This window comes from Nitrospirillum guanabarense (assembly GCF_034653355.1).
In the GTDB taxonomy this organism is placed as follows: domain Bacteria; phylum Pseudomonadota; class Alphaproteobacteria; order Azospirillales; family Azospirillaceae; genus Nitrospirillum.
In genome coordinates, this window is sequence record NZ_JAYEER010000003.1 from 519,892 (window position 1) to 535,589 (window position 15,698).

Annotated in this window: 23 protein-coding genes; 9 read left to right on the forward strand and 14 right to left on the reverse strand. The window is 67.2% G+C overall.

Features of this window, described 5'->3' with window-relative positions:
- Genes UAA55_RS11745 through UAA55_RS11800 form a run of 12 tightly spaced genes read right to left on the reverse strand, consistent with a single transcriptional unit; the run spans position 1 to position 7,834 of the window.
- Entirely contained in the window at positions 1-162 is a 162-nt protein-coding gene (locus tag UAA55_RS11745; protein WP_322952928.1) for a hypothetical protein, read from the reverse strand.
- The gene (locus UAA55_RS11750; protein WP_322952929.1) at positions 159-464 is read right to left on the reverse strand and encodes a hypothetical protein; all 306 of its coding nucleotides are present in this window, start codon (positions 462-464) and stop codon (positions 159-161) included. The genes UAA55_RS11745 and UAA55_RS11750 overlap by 4 nt, the downstream gene beginning before the upstream one ends.
- The gene (locus UAA55_RS11755; protein WP_322952930.1) at positions 461-718 is read right to left on the reverse strand and encodes a hypothetical protein; all 258 of its coding nucleotides are present in this window, start codon (positions 716-718) and stop codon (positions 461-463) included. Before UAA55_RS11755 ends, UAA55_RS11750 begins: the two co-directional genes overlap by 4 nt.
- Positions 715-1,056: a hypothetical protein gene (locus UAA55_RS11760; RefSeq protein ID WP_322952931.1), complete on the reverse strand. Its 342-nt coding sequence runs from the start codon at positions 1,054-1,056 to the stop codon at positions 715-717. The genes UAA55_RS11755 and UAA55_RS11760 overlap by 4 nt, the downstream gene beginning before the upstream one ends.
- Positions 1,053-1,610, reverse strand: coding sequence for a DUF3850 domain-containing protein (locus tag UAA55_RS11765; RefSeq protein WP_322952932.1), 558 nt, complete (start codon positions 1,608-1,610; stop codon positions 1,053-1,055). Before UAA55_RS11765 ends, UAA55_RS11760 begins: the two co-directional genes overlap by 4 nt.
- Positions 1,611-1,615: 5 nt before the next feature.
- Positions 1,616-1,858 (reverse strand): hypothetical protein, encoded by a 243-nt coding sequence (locus UAA55_RS11770; RefSeq protein ID WP_322952933.1) that lies wholly within the window; start codon positions 1,856-1,858, stop codon positions 1,616-1,618.
- A gap of 9 nt (positions 1,859-1,867) precedes the next feature.
- Positions 1,868-4,072: a DNA cytosine methyltransferase gene (locus tag UAA55_RS11775; RefSeq protein ID WP_322952934.1), complete on the reverse strand. Its 2,205-nt coding sequence runs from the start codon at positions 4,070-4,072 to the stop codon at positions 1,868-1,870.
- The gene (locus UAA55_RS11780; RefSeq protein WP_322952935.1) at positions 4,069-4,545 is read right to left on the reverse strand and encodes a hypothetical protein; all 477 of its coding nucleotides are present in this window, start codon (positions 4,543-4,545) and stop codon (positions 4,069-4,071) included. The genes UAA55_RS11775 and UAA55_RS11780 overlap by 4 nt, the downstream gene beginning before the upstream one ends.
- Positions 4,546-4,555: 10 nt before the next feature.
- A complete protein-coding gene (locus UAA55_RS11785; RefSeq protein WP_322952936.1) occupies positions 4,556-4,879 on the reverse strand; it encodes a hypothetical protein in 324 nt (107 codons plus the stop codon).
- Complete coding sequence (locus UAA55_RS11790; protein ID WP_322952937.1) at positions 4,876-7,056, reverse strand: ParB N-terminal domain-containing protein; 2,181 nt, start codon at positions 7,054-7,056, stop codon at positions 4,876-4,878. Before UAA55_RS11790 ends, UAA55_RS11785 begins: the two co-directional genes overlap by 4 nt.
- Complete coding sequence (locus UAA55_RS11795; RefSeq protein WP_322952938.1) at positions 7,053-7,592, reverse strand: hypothetical protein; 540 nt, start codon at positions 7,590-7,592, stop codon at positions 7,053-7,055. Before UAA55_RS11795 ends, UAA55_RS11790 begins: the two co-directional genes overlap by 4 nt.
- Entirely contained in the window at positions 7,589-7,834 is a 246-nt protein-coding gene (locus UAA55_RS11800) for a hypothetical protein (RefSeq protein ID WP_322952939.1), read from the reverse strand. The genes UAA55_RS11795 and UAA55_RS11800 overlap by 4 nt, the downstream gene beginning before the upstream one ends.
- A 271-nt stretch (positions 7,835-8,105) precedes the next feature.
- On the opposite strand from UAA55_RS11800, the gene UAA55_RS11805 reads away from it, so the two are divergent.
- On the forward strand, positions 8,106-8,468 hold the full coding sequence (locus UAA55_RS11805; protein ID WP_322952940.1) for a helix-turn-helix transcriptional regulator: 363 nt from the start codon (positions 8,106-8,108) through the stop codon (positions 8,466-8,468).
- A 573-nt stretch (positions 8,469-9,041) separates the two neighbouring features.
- Here UAA55_RS11805 and UAA55_RS11810 read toward each other — a convergent pair.
- Positions 9,042-9,530: a hypothetical protein gene (locus UAA55_RS11810; RefSeq protein WP_322952941.1), complete on the reverse strand. Its 489-nt coding sequence runs from the start codon at positions 9,528-9,530 to the stop codon at positions 9,042-9,044.
- A gap of 53 nt (positions 9,531-9,583) precedes the next feature.
- On the opposite strand from UAA55_RS11810, the gene UAA55_RS11815 reads away from it, so the two are divergent.
- Positions 9,584-9,820, forward strand: coding sequence for a hypothetical protein (locus tag UAA55_RS11815; RefSeq protein ID WP_322952942.1), 237 nt, complete (start codon positions 9,584-9,586; stop codon positions 9,818-9,820).
- Positions 9,821-9,943: 123 nt separating this feature from the next.
- Here UAA55_RS11815 and UAA55_RS11820 read toward each other — a convergent pair whose 3' ends face one another.
- A complete protein-coding gene (locus UAA55_RS11820) occupies positions 9,944-10,108 on the reverse strand; it encodes a hypothetical protein (protein WP_322952943.1) in 165 nt (54 codons plus the stop codon).
- A 123-nt stretch (positions 10,109-10,231) separates the two neighbouring features.
- On the opposite strand from UAA55_RS11820, the gene UAA55_RS11825 reads away from it, so the two are divergent.
- The 7 genes from UAA55_RS11825 to UAA55_RS11855 are packed head-to-tail and all read left to right on the forward strand — an operon-like array spanning position 10,232 to position 15,408.
- A complete protein-coding gene (locus UAA55_RS11825; RefSeq protein ID WP_322952944.1) occupies positions 10,232-10,711 on the forward strand; it encodes a hypothetical protein in 480 nt (159 codons plus the stop codon).
- Positions 10,708-10,911 carry a hypothetical protein gene (locus tag UAA55_RS11830; RefSeq protein WP_322952945.1) on the forward strand — a complete coding sequence of 68 codons (204 nt, stop codon included), beginning with the start codon at positions 10,708-10,710 and terminating at the stop codon, positions 10,909-10,911. The genes UAA55_RS11825 and UAA55_RS11830 overlap by 4 nt, the downstream gene beginning before the upstream one ends.
- Positions 10,895-11,221 carry a hypothetical protein gene (locus tag UAA55_RS11835; protein WP_322952947.1) on the forward strand — a complete coding sequence of 109 codons (327 nt, stop codon included), beginning with the start codon at positions 10,895-10,897 and terminating at the stop codon, positions 11,219-11,221. The genes UAA55_RS11830 and UAA55_RS11835 overlap by 17 nt, the downstream gene beginning before the upstream one ends.
- Positions 11,218-11,625: a hypothetical protein gene (locus tag UAA55_RS11840; RefSeq protein ID WP_322952948.1), complete on the forward strand. Its 408-nt coding sequence runs from the start codon at positions 11,218-11,220 to the stop codon at positions 11,623-11,625. The genes UAA55_RS11835 and UAA55_RS11840 overlap by 4 nt, the downstream gene beginning before the upstream one ends.
- A complete protein-coding gene (locus UAA55_RS11845) occupies positions 11,622-13,205 on the forward strand; it encodes a bifunctional DNA primase/polymerase (RefSeq protein WP_322952949.1) in 1,584 nt (527 codons plus the stop codon). Before UAA55_RS11840 ends, UAA55_RS11845 begins: the two co-directional genes overlap by 4 nt.
- Positions 13,202-13,501, forward strand: coding sequence for a hypothetical protein (locus tag UAA55_RS11850; RefSeq protein WP_322952950.1), 300 nt, complete (start codon positions 13,202-13,204; stop codon positions 13,499-13,501). The genes UAA55_RS11845 and UAA55_RS11850 overlap by 4 nt, the downstream gene beginning before the upstream one ends.
- On the forward strand, positions 13,501-15,408 hold the full coding sequence (locus tag UAA55_RS11855; protein WP_322952952.1) for a hypothetical protein: 1,908 nt from the start codon (positions 13,501-13,503) through the stop codon (positions 15,406-15,408). Before UAA55_RS11850 ends, UAA55_RS11855 begins: the two co-directional genes overlap by 1 nt.
- Positions 15,409-15,698 lie beyond the last annotated feature (290 nt).

Here is a 15,698-nt window from a genome sequence, read left to right on the forward strand (position 1 = left end):
TCAGTCCTTGGGGGTCAATCCTTGGTCGGGGGCCTTCTGTTCGGCCTCGCGAGCATGGCGCCTGGCCAGGGCGCGCGCAAGCACCCCCGCCAGCGCGTCCAGCAGCTGGTCCCCCGTCATGGTGGCGGGGTCCTGTTCGGTGTATCGGGGGAGGGCTTTCACGGCTGCCCGTTCCTGATCTTCTCAGAAATCGCGTAGCTCTCGCGCACCATGTTGATGCAGTGCCCCAGGAAGATGTCCGGCTTGCCGGTCATGCACTGTGCTGCGTCCCCCAAGAGCGTGGCCATGGCCATCAGGACGGCGAAGGGCGGTGTGCCCAGGGCGTAGCGGGCTTCCATGGCCTGCCGCATCGCCTCAACCTCCCGCCCGTACAGGTCCGACAGTTCCTTGGGGTCCCCCCGGCCGGCGATCACCTGTTGCCGACGCAGCGCGAACAGCAGTTGTTCTTTGGTAAGGGTGGTCATGCTGATGCCCCCGCGCGAACGGCGTTCGCGGCCGCCAGCGTCACTAGCTTGGCGAAGTTGACTTCCGCCGCCGTCAGGATTGCCGGATCGCCGCCGCAGGTTTGCGCCAGCACGTCCCCCACGACGACGGACAGTAGGACTTTCACGCCGCGTTCGTCCAAGTGATGCTTGAGGGTCGCCTGCGCCAAGGCGGTGCTGACATCCGCGATGGCGGCTTCGACGTCGCGGATGTTGATGGAGTTGCCTTGGGTCATGGCGCCACGCTCCCTTCCTGGCGGGCGTGGCGGGGCAGACGCTGATGCATGCCCACAGCCATCAGGGCGCGGTACAGCAGGTCATAGACGCCCCGCTGTGTGCGGTGATGACCAACCACCTCCCCGGCCATCACCTGTTCGTCCTCATGCCCAGGCTGCATGGCGCCCCGTCGCCAGGCCGCGCGCAGGGCGCCGGCAAAGGGCGGGGTCTTGGTGAGGATGACGGCGTAGTTGCCTTGGATGAGGTCGCCGCCCACGTTGGCGATCTCCATCATGCCGATGGTGCGCTTCCCGGCTTCGTTCCCACCAGGAAGGAGGTCGATGGTCACGCGGATCATTGCGCCGCACTCCCTGCCTGGGGGCCCGGCGTAGCCGGGCGGTGTAGGATGGTGATGCCGCAGGAATGGCCCCTGAGGCGTGTGATCCAACCTCTCTGCTCAAGCTGGTCCAGGATACGGGCGACCTGGCTTTTCGCGGCCAGCCCCATCGTGCCGGCCATGGCTTGCAGCGTGGGGATGCGGCCGGTGCGATCCATATGGCGGGTCATCAGTTGCATCAGCATCAGCTGTCGCCCTGTCAGGGCTGTGGGCGGCGGCGGCCGGTCCAGGGACAGCATGACATAGCCATCCGCCAGCCATGGACCGCCGCGCAGGATGTGTGTGACCACGCGTGTCATCGTCCGGCCATCCGCCAGCCATGGACCGCCGCGCAGGATGTGTGTGACCACGCGTGTCATCGTCCGGCCGGTGGCGACGCCATCGCATATCTGATGTAGATGCAGCACGTCCCCCCGCTCGAAGCCCCGGTCATCCCGGCGCAACTCTGCCGTCTTTGCCCCGTGCGCCAGGTCGCTGTAGTGGGGTTCCTCGCACTTAAGAACGTGAGTGGCCATGGCCGTCACTCCCCGTCCAGGGCCGCCGCCAGGGCGCGGATGAAGGTGGCGCCCTTGTCGTCCAGATGCACCGCGACGTCTGACACCTCGACGCTGCCGCGCTGGACCTTGGCGCCCAAGGTGTTGATCAGGTGCCCTATGGCGGGGTCGCCCGCCTCTTCCTGGTTCACGACTTCGGCGGCAATCTCATCGACGCTCAGGTAAATATCGACCGTCTCCCTGAAGCTCAAAGTAAGTCTGGTGCTCATGGGGCCCTCTCAAATCAGCAGGGGTGGAACGTCCAGGGTCGCGCCGATGGCGACGGGGCGGACCCAGATGGGGGTGTGGCGGATGGGCTGTTGCCGGCCGCTGCGGACCAGCAGGATCAGTTGGCCGAAGACGTTGCCGATGGCCTCGGCCGCGTCCTCCGGCACGGCGTTGCCGATGGCCTCACGCCAGCGGCTGTCGCTGGTGCCGTCCAGCTCAAACGGTTCGCCTGGTTCGACCATGCTTTGCAGGGCCGCCAGCTCCAGCGTGGTGAAGGGGCGGTGCCATGTGCCGTCCAGGGCGCGGATGACGCAGACCAGGCGTTCCTTGGGGTCCGGCAGGCGGCCGATGGGGGCATTGCCCTGCGCGTCGCGGCCATCGGCCACGGACCACGCGCCGTTGTCGTGCTTGGCGTGGGCGTTCACGGCGCCCGCATAGCCGGTCATGGGCAGCACGCCGTACATGCCGGCGGTGATGTAGGCTTCCCGCCCATCGCGCAGGTAATGGGGGCGCGGGTCGGCCGCGGCGAACGCGCCGTGGCCGGTGGTGCTGGCCGCGATCACGGTACCGGCGGCGCCCTTGCCCCAGGCGACCACGGCGTACTTGCCGGCACCCTTGTGCGCGGTGTGCGCCTTGGGGTCGGCCACGCACAGGCCGCCGCTGGCGGGCTGGACCGAGCATGAGATGGTCGGGGCGGCCCCGCCGGTGCCCACCACTTTCAGCTTGTTGCGGTGGGCGGCGGGGTGCCAGTCACAGCGCGGGTCCCCCACGCTGAAATTGCCGTTGGTGGGCCACGTCTCCCCGGCGATGGTGCCGGTGCTGTCGCCCCAGGCGTTGACGCCGTAGGCGCAACTGCGCAGGGCGTGGCCGGGCATGGGTGCCGCGATGCTGAACGCCCCCTGGCCGGGCGACTTCTGCCCGGTGATGGTGCCGGACTGGCCATCCCACGGGCGCACGCCGAACTGCTGATAGCTGCCCTTGGCCAGGTAGTGCGGGTCCGCCACGCACAGGCCGCCGGCGGATGGCGTGGCCCCGCCGGAGATGGTGGGGCTTTCCCGGTTCGTGGGTACGACGCGGAAGACGTTCGAGAACTTGGCCAGCCCCGGCCGGATGTCCCCGATGGCGAAGTTGCCGTTGAACGGCCAGCTGCGGCCCTGGACGGTGCCGGACTGGCCGTCCCAGGGCCGCACCCCCAGCGCCCCGCCGTGCAGCGTAGGCGTGATGGGGTCCGCCACGCTGAACGCCCCCGTCAGGGCGGAGGCGCTGCCGATCACGGCGCCGCTGCTGTCCGTCAGGCGGTTCACCCCCAGGATGCCGTCGCGCCAATGCCCCTCCGGCACCAGGCGGTAGTCACGCAGGACCCCATCCTCCACCGCCAGCTTGTTCAGGCTGCGCCAATCGCTGCCCGCTTCCACGAACGCGAGGCGCACCCAGGTCATCCACGTCAGGGCCGGCACCCGGTGCCCCAGGCCCATGGACATGTCGCCCGGCGGCGGCAGTTTCTCCAGTACGTCGCCCACGGTGCGCAGGCCGCGCATCGGCGGTTCGTACAGGAAGGGCGGTATCTTGTCCCGCTGCCGCGCCACCAGCAGGAAGCGCTTGCGCGATTGGGCCAGGTTCCCCAGCTCCCCACAATCGTGCACCGTTTCGGCGCAGGCGTAGTTCCGGGCCTCCAACCGCTCGATGATGCGGTCGATCATGGCGCGGCCCCGCACCTGGATGCGCGGCACGTTCTCAAACAGGATGAACTCCGGCAGGTCGTCCGCCCAGGCCTCCAGGGTCAGTTCGATAGAGTGTTCCGCCAGCCGGTTCAGCGCCTGGTACTTGGGCGTCACGGCCATGGCCTCGGGCAACAGGCCCGAGGCGCCCTTGCAGGGGGTGGAGCTGAACACGATGTTCGGCGCCTTCCGCCCGGCGGCGATGCGCAGGTCAACCGCCGTCGCCTCCCGCCAGCCCTTCGGCGGTTCCTTGCCGTGGAACGCGGTGTAGTCATCCCGGCGGAACAGGTCCATCACCGTGCCGGGCGTGCCCAGGCGGCGGGAGAAATCGCGGATGCAGGCGGGGTCCACGTCCACGCCGCCGATGCAGGCCATGCGCCCGCGCACCATGCCGACGCGCGGGCGCGCCTTCGACATGCCCTTGGCACCGGAGCCGACGCCACAGGCGATGTGGAAGTGGCGGATTTCATCGTCAAAGGGATGAAGGAGGAAGCTCATTCCGACCGCACCCCTTCGTCCTGATCCGGGGCCAGGCCGCCGTCCAGGTCATAGACGGTAATCAGGGCGCGTATCTCCGCCGCACGCAACTGGTGCCCAACCGTGAGGCCGCCCGCCCATGTGTGGAAATTCTGAGCGGCCTCGCGGTGCAGTCGATATTCGCCCATAAGCAACCGCATGTGCTCACCAAGCGGCTTGCCTATCCGTTTCCGAAGGGCAAGCTCCGCGCGCATCTCTGACTTGATTACCTGCATGAATTCCCGGTGGTAGCGGGCGGCCTGAAGAAGGCCAAGCTGATGGCCGGTCGCATAGCTGGCCCGGTGCGCCCTCAAGATGCCGACGATGCGGGCGACCATGGCGGCCTCCGCATCGCCAGGGCCGTAGGGCTCGATTTCATCAAGCGGCCGCCCAACGAAACGTGTCCCCGTTTCGGTTTTGCCAATCGAAGGCGTTTTGATGAAAGTAATTGTCATGAGGTCACCATCAGTTCGGGCGGTCATTGGGCTTCAGGAAGGCCAGCGGGTCGGCTTGGCGGCGGACGGTGGCGAGGGCTGTCTTATTGGTCCCGATCATGACCTTGACCAAAAACGCCACCGTCTTTTGGATCGGGCGATCCGGGGCGAAGCGGACTGCCCATTCGATCAAGCACCCGACATGGAGGCAGGCGAAGGTGTGGGCCGTCTGCATCGCCTCATCCGGGGTCATCTGTTCCGGGTCGCCGTAAACGGAAAAGAAGGCGTCCCTCATGCGCTGCGCCGCCAGGTTGGCCTTGCCCTCGGCCGCGACGTCCTCGGGGGTTTTGCTCATGACTTCCCCCCGTTCAGCACGGCATCCGCCGCATCGGCTTCGGCACGGATGGCATCGATCATTTGGGCGGCGGGCAGGTGGCGCAGCACGGCGGGGATGGTGCGAACGCCGTTCGCGCCGAAATCCGCGATGGCGGTGCGGAGCTTGTTGGCGTCCCACGCCATCAAGTCCGCCGGCTTCACCGGCGCCGTCAGGGTGTGGTGGGGTCCGGCCTCCGCCATGCCGAGGGTCACGGCCAGCCGGCGCAGCTGCGCCAGGGACAGCAGGGACAGATAGGCCTGGTCCGGCACCCACATGTCGCCGGCATCGCGGAGTTCCATATCCTCCGCCACGGCCTGCCCCAGCGGGGTGTTGCCCAGGCCGGTGGTGGAGGCGCCATAGAGCCGGGCCAGCACCAGGGCGTTGAACAGGCGCGTCACCGCCCGGGGATCGCCCTTGACCAGCACGGCGTAGAGGGCCGCCGCCGTCTCCGGGCCGCTGACGGCGCGGCCGTCCTCCGCCTCCGCCTTGGCGGGCAGGACCAGGCGGCGGTCGACGCTCAGGGCGCGCAGGCCCGCGTCTATCTCCTGCACGATGGTGGGATGCACCGCGCGATGGTGGCCGGCGGACCCGGAGCGCATCAGCAAGGCGGGGTCCGATGCCAGCATGCCGATGACGGACAGCACCATGGGGATGTGGCTGTCGCCGCTGTTCGCGTCGGTGAGGTTGCCCCAGATCTGCGCCTGCAGCGCCTGGGTGCGGGTGCTGGCGGCGTGCATGATCTGGGTGCTGGTGATCAGGTCGACCGCATCCACCGGACGGGACGGCGGGGTGGGCGCCATCTGAACATCGCCACGGGCAAAACCGCCTAGTTGCGACGGCGCGGAGGCTGGGGCATTGCCGGCCTTCAACGCGGCCTTGTCGCGGGCCTTCTGTTCGCGTTCCTCCGTCTCCCGCTTCAACCGGGCGAGCTTCAGCTCCGTCAGGGAAACCACGTCGCGGATGGTGCTGACTTCCTGCGCCTCCCCCACCAGGATCAGGGCGCCCTTGAGGCAGCTGGCACTGTCGCTGTGCGCGTGGGCATCCGCCATGCCGTTGGCGGCTAGGTCGAATGTCGCCCAATTGCCGTGCCGCACCTCAACCCAGGCGTACGTCTTTTCCATCGCGGCCTTCTTCTCGGCGATGGCTGCGCGTTGCAGGCGCTTGAACTGGTCCAGGTCCGCGCACAGGTCGGAGGCGGTGCCATTCTCCCCCGGGATCAGCTCCCCGGTGTAAAGCGCCGGGTCGAAAATGGCGCTGCCGATCATGGGCAGGCCGTCCTTGATCCGCTTATGCAGCTGGGCCGCGTTCTCATAGCCGGGGTCCCCGGCCGTGATGGCGCGGGCGTGCGTGTCCTGCGATGCGCGCGGCAGGCGCGCCAGCTCCCGCGCCATCTCGGCATTGATGCGCCCGGTTTGGAACAGGTGGCGGGCCTCCCCCACCAGGTCGCGGGCCATCTGCATCCGCAGTTCCACCCACCGGGGCGTCTTGCCCCGGAACATCCGCCCCAGCTCTTCCTTGGTCCAGCCGGCCTCGATCATGGCCAGGAAGGCCTGCCCCTCTTCCAAGGGGTGCATGTCCTCGCGGACGACATTCTCCGCCGTGGCCAGGGCCAGGACTTCCTTGTCCGTGGCGGGGCGCACCTCAACCTTGATCGGGTGATCGTCCGGCCAGGTGCCGCGTTCCACGAGGATGTTGGCGGCGCGCAGGCGGCGGCCGCCGATGTAGACTTCGAAGAAGCCGACGCTGTCGGCATGCGGGCGCGCGGTGAGGTTTTGCAGTAGCCCCTGTTCACCCATGTCGTCCGCCAGCTCTTCCAGGCCGGCCTGGTCGAACGTCTTGCGCGGGTTCAGCGGGCTGGCCATCAGCTTGTCCAGGGGGATCAGCCGCACGCCGCTTTGCGGTTCATCGGCCCCCGTCTCCCCCGGGCGGTCCAAGTCCGCATCCCCGGTCAGGTGGCCAAGCGTGACACCCAGCACCGGGGCCAGCTTGCGCAGGGTGTCCAGCTCCAGGTCCTGCCGCTTGCCGTTCAGCAGGCGGCTGAGTTCGGAGTGCGAGCTGAGCCCGGCGGTGCGGGCCAGCCCGCGCACGGTGGTGCCGGGCAGAACCGCCATCGCGGCGGCGACGCGCTGCCCCAGGGGGGATAGTTCGGTGGTCATGCGGCTTCCCCCTCTTGGAAGCGGTACGCGCGCTGTTTCATGCCATCGCGATGACGGACGAAACTCATCATCCCGAACTGCCGCATGAGGGTTCGCATCAGGTTGATGTGGTGCTGATTTTTCGCGAAGCCGAAGTGCTCAAGCATCTCGTCGGCCGTCACGCCGCCACGATCTTTGTCCAGGCGGCAAGCCGCCGTGTGGATGGTTGCAAAGTCCCATACGGGGGGCTCGTTACCGGGATTGGACGCGTTGTCCTCACTGACGGCATGGGTGTGCCCGTTCCCGTCGGTGTTGCTGGACGGCTCGGAGGGATGCAGCCTGCACAGCAGATAATTGGTGTAATCCCTCTCCTTCCTGATGGCTTCGTTGCGGGACATGAGGTCCCGCGCAAGCTGGCGAGTGATATCGAGCGCCTGGCGCTCGAACACGGCGATCAGTTCGTCCAGCATCTCCGGGCTGCCAGCAATGCGCCCGTCCGGCAATCGTTCGAAGCCCATGCGGATGGCCAGGTCAATAATCATTCGTTCGGTGGTCATAGCCCACACCCCGCCGCGATCATGGCGCTGTGCGTGAAGCCCAGGCCGTTGGGGTAGTGCCGCGCCTTGGTGGCGATTTCGACGTGCATCACGATGGCGGCGCGCAGGCGCGGCGTGCTGCCGATGGCGGCGAGCGCGATCAAGCCGTCAAAGGCCCGGATGCCGACCATGAATGCATCAGCATGGCGGGCAGCATGGGCGTTGGCCCAATAGGCAAGAGTTTCGGTTTCAAGGCGGGACATGCGTGCCCTCCGGCGGGTCGGGAAAGACCCCGGGGCGCCCGGCCCCGGGGAGTTCACCCGGGGGAAAGCCCGGGGCCGGAGGTCAAGGGAGGTGATGCCGGCGTCACGTACATTACATAACGTAACATTTCGCGCAACGACTAAATGTTACGTTTCGTATCTTCTCGATACGTTTTGTGTCGCGGCAAAACAGCCCAGCGCGCCGCTAGCTTGCGTTCCGGCCCTTCCCTTCCTGGGGGTGCATGGCGTTCGGGCGGAAGCATTGCCCATCATGCGCGGCATGAAAACGTATCCGCCCAACCGCATCCGCGAACTGAGAATGGCCCGTAACCTGTCTCAGGAAGACCTGGCGGGCTTGCTGGAGACATCCTCAGGGCAGATCCACAAGCTGGAGCGCAGCAAAAGCACGCTGTCCCTGGAATGGATGTTGCGCATAGCCGAGGTGCTGCATTGTGACCCGCGCGACCTGATCCCGCCGGGCGAACGGACGGCCGAGGCGGCGCGCGATCTGTTGCTGGGGAAGGTCGGCCAGCTGCAGCGCCTGGTGAAGGATGGGCACTTCAAGGCCGCATCAGCCTATGCGGGCGACCTGGCGAAAGAATTGGCTGCCACCCATAAGCGTTTCGCCGATTAACCAACCCTGCCCCTCAGGCAGGGAAAATTAACGAATTGCGCTACCTTGGTAAGCACGTTACGCGTGCGTTAATGACATTCTTGCCATTTTTCCGCGCAAGCATCTTGAGCGTCGCCCGAAATTCCGCTTAGATCGAGGAATAGGACCGCCACTGGCAGGGAGGTCCCGCGCTTGCAGGCGCGTTACCAAGTCAGATGCAAAGCCTGACCGACCATAGCCGCATACTTCAGTCGCCCTGCCAGGGCGGCAAGGTGATCATATTGGCTGTTCGGGTGGCTGTTTAACATGAATAAAAGTATACGTGCCCTGTCCGTCTGGATTGGCGAACCACTGGTTAATTTTGTGCCTGTTCTCGTTGCGAATATTGAGACCAAGGCTTGGTTAACAAATGACTATAAGCACGTCTTATTTGGCGATATTGCCCGTCCAATCTTTATGGAAGATGGCAACACATGGCGTATCGGTGGTTTAAAAGCCTTGAGTGGACGCGCAACTCTTGGAGTGTGCGGGAGGGAGCGGGCGCTTGAAGGCTTCCTTGTGCCAAGCCTTGGCAACAAGGTGATATTGCCATGCTCAGCGGCCCAATTCCTCAACCTCCATCTGCGCGACCATGGATTTGGCTAGACGAATGCCGCGCTTCAAGTCATTGGCGATAATGGACGCCCTGATTTCCTCAGACAGGTCGAGCATCCTGCGCTGAAAGGAGGTGGGTGTGACCTTCTTGCCGGGGTCTATTGGTGGCTGGATCGCATCTTTTATTGCGGGCCCACGCCCGGTTCCGAACAGCAACCAGCTTTCGTCAACGTCCAGCAGCTGGGCATACAGCCCCACAATCCGCCCCAGCCCCCGGTCGCCCGCCTCATGAGCGCGATAGGTATTCAGCTTCACCCCGCTCACCTCGTGGGCGATGGCGAATTCCGACATGTTCCGATAGCCGGCGGCGGCCCGAGCGTAGCTCAGCCGTCCCGCGGGTGTCGAAAGGTCTGGTTCTTGGGCTTGATCGTTTGAGGCGCTCATGACGTTACGAATTGTAACGACGGCCCCCGCATTCGCAATCGACATGATGTGACGTTTCGTATTGCCTTAGACTGATACGTTATGTAACTTGCGTCGCCATGAGCTTCGCAGACATCATCAGCATGTGGCCATCGATGGCCGACCTGGCCCGGGACATCCGGGCAAGCCATGGCGCTGTTCGCGTCATGAAGGTTCGTGGCCGCATCCCTGATGAGTATTGGCAAGACCTGGTGGCCGGTGCCAGCAGGCGCGGGATTGACGGCGTCACGCTTGAACGGCTGGCCGGACTGGCGGCCGAAAAGCGCCGACCCTCACCCAGCGAGGCCGCCGAATGATCGGGGGGAGCGTCCATGGTCAAGGTGCCTGGGGCCGCCGGCATGCCCGGCGGAGTGGTGCGTCCGGACTGCCCCCGCGACCCGCTGTGCCTGTTGCTGGCGTCCATCCCCGTGCCGGCGGGATCAGCCCAGCCCGGCATAGGGGATGGCCTCCGCCCTGTCGGACAGCCGGACGGCGGCCCGCCGGAAGGCCAGGGCCTGGAACGGGTCATCCGTCGCTAGCGCGGCGTCGGCCAGCCTTTCGGCGGCCCTGGCCAGCGCGTCACCCTCGGCGCGCAAGCGCCGCATCCACCCCTCCTCACTCCACGCCATCGGTCCCTCCGTTGCTGACGGGGTGATCCTGCCACTTATGCGCGTGTTCGCCGCATCACTTCGCGGCATTGAAAAATGACACCGGCAATGGGGGCCGACATGACCAAGCGTCGACAGGCGCTGTCGCTGGAAGACACGGTGCACCTGGTTGTGGGCCAGTTGCGCATGGACACCGTGGCGGCCTTGGTGGATAGGGACCCGGCCGTGGTGCGGCGATGGGCCGACCCGGACAGCCCCGACCGGCAAATTCCGGTATCCGCCGCCATCGTTCTGGACCAGGCCATGGTTCGCGCCGGACAGCCGGCCCCGTTTCTCAGCCATCACCAGATGCGCGTAGATGCGGCCCGGGTTGAGGCCCACGCGGTGCAGTCGCCCGCCCTGCGCCTGATCGCCACGCTGGAACCCATCGGCGCCGTGGCCACCGAAATCCGCGCCGCGACGCACCCCGAGGGCGATGAGGGTGAGCATATCACCCCGGCGGAGGCGTCCAGCATCTTGGCGGCACTGGACCGGGCGCAGGACGAGATGGACAAGCTGCGCCGCGATGTCATCGCCCTGCTGCCGGCGGCCGCGCCATGACCGCCCCGGTCGCCCCCGCCAACGACGATGCGGGTCCGCGAACGGCGTTCGCAACCCTGCGCCATGTCGTGTCCCGCGCCCTGACCCCTGAAAGCTGGGGCGGCGCCATCTTCCTCGCCACAGCCGTCACGGCCCTCTACGTCGCGGCTTTGCTGGTGTTTTCCATCGCAATGGGGGTGATCCATGGCCATGGCCAATGAAGATCTGAGCCGCTTGCGCGCCGCTATGGACGCAATGGCGGATGCGGCGGAACGTTTCATCGCTGATCCCCACGGCGTACGGGCCGAAGCGGAACATGCCTTCGATGAAGGCAACCACATCGCCTATGGCAGCGGCCGCTCTCTCTCGTATTCCGACCTTATGATGCTGATCAGTGTCGGTGCCGCGCTTCATGTCTGGCGACAGGATGGGCGCCATGGGTGGGCGGATGTCTGCGCTGAAGTGAAGGGGGCCATCGGTGCGCGCCGTTTCGTGTTGTGCGCCACCCTGGACGTGGGGGTGCCGTCATGAGCGGCCAAGAGCGGGATTTGGACCCCATCATCAAAGTGCTGGTCAGTGCGGACAGGTTCGCCGCCGAACCCGGCCGCTTCGCGGCGGAACTGCGCGACCGGCTGAACGCGTTGCCCGCCGTGCTGGAGCCGGCGGACATGCCGCTGGCGGAAGCCGCCCGCGAGGCCTGGGGCGCCATGGTGGACACCGCCCGCGCCCCCGAGCGCGTCCAGCGCATGGACGAACTGCGCGACGCCATCGCCGCCTTCTGCGCCCGCTACCCCAAGCCGGCGGCCACCACGGCCACGCGCCGCGCGCCTGGTGCCCGACCGCCGCGCGGCGGATCGGGCCGACGTACTAGCTTCGTCGAGCGGACGCAGCGGGGCGATGACGAGAATGACGCCCTGCTGGATGGCCTGCTGTGACGGCGCCGCTGAAAGACAAGCCACCCGGCAACATGATGCTGGATGCGGCCTTGGAATACGCCCTGCGGGGATGGCGGGTTTTCCCGTGCAAGCGCGGGGAGAAGGTGCCCGCGACGCCCAATGGCTGCCTGGACGCGACGTGCGATCCTGACCAGATCAAGCTGTGGTGGGGGGCAAATCCCCTGCTGAACATCGGCATCGCCACGGGCAAGGAAAGCGGCCTGTGGGTGGTGGACCTGGACGTCAAGGCCGGGGAATACGACGGGCATGAGACGCTGCGCGCCCTGTGTGAGCAGCATGGCCCCCTGCCGCTGACGGCGACGCAGACCACGCCATCCGGCGGCCGCCATCTGCTGTGGGCGTGGCCCGACTTCAAGGTGAAGAACAGCGCCAAGAAGAAGCTGGGGGCCGGCATCGATACGCGGGGTGAAGGCGGCTACATCGTCGCCCCGCCGTCGCGCCATCCCAACGGCGGGCGCTATGCCTGGGATAAGGGCAGCATGCCGGATGACGTGTGGCCGCTGCCGCAGGCGCCCGATTGGCTGATGGAACCGCTGCGGGACAAGCCGCCCAAGGCCCCGGCCGCGCCTGCGCCCGCTCCCCTGCCCTCGGGGCTGAAGCCCTATGTTCGGGCCGCCCTGGACCAGGAAGAGGCCATTGTGCGCACGGCCCCCAACGGGGCGCGGAATGAGACGTTGCACACGGCGGCCTTCAAGCTGGGCACGCTGGTGGGACGGGGTGAGCTGTCCCGTGGCCTGGTGGAAAGCCGGCTCACCGCCGCCGCCTTGGCCTGTGGGCTCGATGTCAAGGAAATCGCCCGCACGCTCAAGAATGGGCTGGACGGTGGCGAGGCCAAGCCGCGCGACCCCATCCCGGACCAGGAACAGCGGGGCCGCGACCAGGGCGCGCACGGTAAGCCGCGCCGTGGCGACGCCCGCGCGATGGAGCTGGCGGCGCGCATCTGGCGGGATGGGCGTCCGCCCTCCGCCGGCCCGGACGCGGTCAAGGCCTACCTGGCCAAGTGGGGGCTGGACCCCGCGAACGCCCCGCCCACCCTGCGCGCGGGCCTGTGCGACTATTGGGCCCGCGCCACCGACAACGACCCGCCGGTGATGGTGGGCCGATACCCGGCCTTGATCGCGGCCGTGGGCACAGGCGACGTGCGCGCCGTGCACCTGACCTTCATCGCGGCCGATGGCCAGCGGCCGGCGGACATCCACCACCCCGCCACGGGCGAAATACTGTCGCCCCGGCGGCTGATCGGCGTGGCGCCGAAGCAAGCCCTGCGCCTGGCCAGGGCGGACAGGCCCACGCTGGTGGTGGGTGTGCCCCTGGAGGTGGGGCTCACCGCCCACGCCATGGCGCCCAACGTGCCGGTATGGACATGCGGATCCCTGCAAGCCGCCGCCGATCTGATCATCCCCGAGGGCGTCACCAACGTGGTGCTGGCCCTGTGGGACATGCCGGAGGCCGCCGCCGGCCGGGCCGACCTGGTGCATAGGGCGGCCTTCGGCCTGGCGGCGGGTATACGCCAGGTGCGCATCGCCGCCTTCCCGATGCCCATCGGGGGTGTGTCATGACGCCGCCCCTGACGCTGGATGATGCCCGCCTGATGGCCTTCGCCATGATGACGCGCGAACCGCGCATGCTGCGGCGCCTGCATTGCGAGGTGCATCGCGTGCTTGGCCTGCGGCGGCCCGCCGGCCGGCGGCTGGACCTTCTGCATGACCGGCTTGCCCAACTGATCCTCAGCAGCCCGGCATGGGCCGCGCGCGGCCGTCGTGCCCGCCGCCAGCTGATGCACAGCCTTGGCCCCATCAACCGGCCCGCCGCCGATGCGGCCGGGGCCGATGTCCCCGCCCTGCAGGTTGCCTGATGACTGAAACCAACCCCATCGCCGCCGCCATCGAGGGCGCCCCCGTATGGGAAGCGCCACCGGGGTGGGTGCCACCGGCCGATGCGCCGCCGCCCGATGAAGCGCAGACCGAGAAAGACCCGTGCCCGGTGGTGGCGCTGGGGCATCATGATGGCGTGTACGTCTTCCTGTCCCCCAGCGGTGAGCTGCGCAAGCTCACCGTGCGCGACATGTCCGCCAACGGCTTGCTGTCGCTGTTCTCAGGCGAACCGGGCTGGATGGTGCGCAACTATCGGCGCCTGGATAAGGAGGGCAACCCGACCGAGGATTTCGTGATCCGTGGCGTGGTCGGGCACCTGATCCGCGCGTCTGAGGCGGTGGGGCTGTATGACCCCACGGTACAGCTGCGCGGCCTGGGGGTATGGGCCAGCGCGCCGGGGCGGGATGGCCGTAGGGCGCCCGTGCTGCACTGTGGCGACGCGATCTATACGGCCGCCGTCGCCCCCCGGGACAGCGACTTGCCTTTGGTCGCAGCGGCGAAAGGGGCGGCCCCACCCGGGGTGCAGGGGAAGTGGCATTCCGCCGGCTTCCGGGACGGCAATTCCGTCTATCCGGCAAAGCCCAAGATGCGTCGCCCCGCCTTCGACAAGGTGGCAGGGATCGAGGACGGCACCATCCTGTCGGCCCATCTGGACCTGTGGAATTGGGCCAACCGTCGGGACCGCCTGCTGTACCTGGGGCTAATCGGCATGGCCTTGCTAGGCGGCTTTCCCGGGTGGCGCGTGCATGGGCTGATCATCGCCGCCCATGGGTCAGGCAAAAGCCGCCTGTTGGAGCTGACGGCGGCCATTCTTGGCCCCATGGGCAGTCTGTTCAATGACTTCACCGAAGCGGGCGTGCGCAACGTGCTAGGCGGTGAGGCGCGCGTAGCCCTGCTGGATGAGGCGGAGGGCGACGGCGGATCGGAAGGCCCCGTGGCCAAGGCCATCGGCCTCATCCGCCGCATGTCCGGCGGTGAAGGCGCGTCCATCGTGCGTGGCAGCCCAGGGCAAATCGCCAACGCCAGCACCGTCACAGGCTGCGCCATCCTGGCGGGCATCAATCCGCCGGCCCTGACCCCCCAGGACAGGTCGCGTATCCACGCGTTCGAAATCGTCAAGCGCGTGGGCGACCCGACCGGCGAGGCCAAGGTGATCGCCGCCATCGCGTGGGCGCACGCCAATTCAGCCCGCCTGCGCGCCCGCGCCATAACGCGGTGGGACATCTTCGCCAAGGCCGTCGCGCTGTACCGTCCAGCCCTGATCATGGCGGGCTGTGACGGGCGCCAAGCCGACCTATTGGCGGGGCTGCTGGCGGGGCGCGACCTGTTGCTGCACGACTATCCGCCCGACAGCGACACGCTGGAGCAAGCCGTGGCGGACCTGGCGGAGCACATCGCGTTCACTCAGGAAGAGGATGTCGAGGACAGCGACGCGCAGCAGTGCCTGTCTCATCTAATGACCTATGAGACCGCCGATTGGCGGCAGGGTGAGCGAACAACCATTGGCAACATGATATCCGAAGCGTTCAGCGAGACGGACCCTGAGGACAAGAACCGCGCCGCGCTGGCCAGGCACGGACTGCGGCTGGAGGTTGATGTTGAGGGCCGCTTGGGCAAGAGCAACAGGTTTTACCTGGTGGTCGCGCCCCGGCATTCGGGCCTGGAGCGCATATTCAGCGGCAGGGTGGGCCAGAAGTGGCAGGGGCGCGGGTGGGTGCGCTCCCTTTCCCGGCTGCTGCCCGACATATCCAGGTGGCCCTCGCCCCTGTGGTTCGCGGGCACGCGCGGGCGCGGGGTCGCCATTCCGGAGGGCTTCCTGCCGCCGCCATCCGTGGCCCCCGTGGCCCCGCCGGAGACAGATTTGGCCGGGGGAGCGATCCGCGAATGACGTTCGCACGGCCGGCTTGGCTGGAACACCCCAAGCGACCTGTTCCGCCATGTTCTGCCGGATGTTCCGGCGGATGTTCCGCGCAACGCGTTGATATTACACGATACATGGCGTTCCGGAACGAGATGTGCCGGGCGCCGCCCATATAGCGTGCCGCGCATGCGCGTGGATGCGCGTGCGCTTTGTCGGGTCAGCGGCTGTGTTCCGTTGTTCCGTTCTCAATACTCTTCAATCAAATCAATGCCTTATACGGAACAAATAGAGGAACAAGAGGCGGAACATGGTGGAAC